Genomic DNA, 581 nt, shown 5'->3' on the forward strand with positions numbered 1-581 from the left:
TTTTTATTGTCTGAATATTCAGGAGCTAAGACCATTCCAATGCCCCCTTCCGCCATGCATAAACTAAACCAACAATTAAGATAAGCACAAAAATTAAAGCTTCTATAAATACGGATAGACCCAATATATCAAAACTCATTGCCCATGGATAAAGAAAAACGGTTTCAACATCAAAAATAACAAAAACTAGAGCAAACATATAATAACGAATTCTAAATTGTAACCAAGCGTCGCCCATTGGTTCTATACCCGATTCRTAACTAGAAARTTTCTCTGGYCCTTGGCTAATCGGGGCTAAAACTCCGGAAATAAAAAATGCCAAAATCGGAATAAGACTTGATATTATTARAAAKGCCCAAAAAATATCATATTCATAAAGCAGAAACATAAAMGMACTCCTRKKAATGTGGAAAATATRCCGKATKASTCGATTTGAATTCGAATYGTTAAGTCRCCCATAACTCTAATTCTTGAGTCAAAACAAACAAAAATGMATTTTGYTCGAAAYGASTAGTTTCGTTTTTTTACTGTYGGGCTCGGGSAMRMYTCATTTCAMGATTCATCGAATGAAATCCTATTTC

The 581-nt window shown here is 33.6% G+C and carries 1 protein-coding gene; it reads right to left on the reverse strand.

Translation table 11 applies throughout. The features are described 5' to 3' along the window. Positions 1-25: 25 nt before the first annotated feature. Positions 26-388, reverse strand: a complete 363-nt coding sequence (locus EZV76_RS17875; RefSeq protein WP_136567695.1) for an NAD(P)H-quinone oxidoreductase subunit 3 — start codon at positions 386-388, stop codon at positions 26-28. Positions 389-581: the final 193 nt, after the last annotated feature.

It is taken from the genome of Flagellimonas alvinocaridis (genome assembly GCF_004916895.1).
In the GTDB taxonomy this organism is placed as follows: Bacteria; Bacteroidota; Bacteroidia; order Flavobacteriales; family Flavobacteriaceae; genus Flagellimonas; species Flagellimonas alvinocaridis.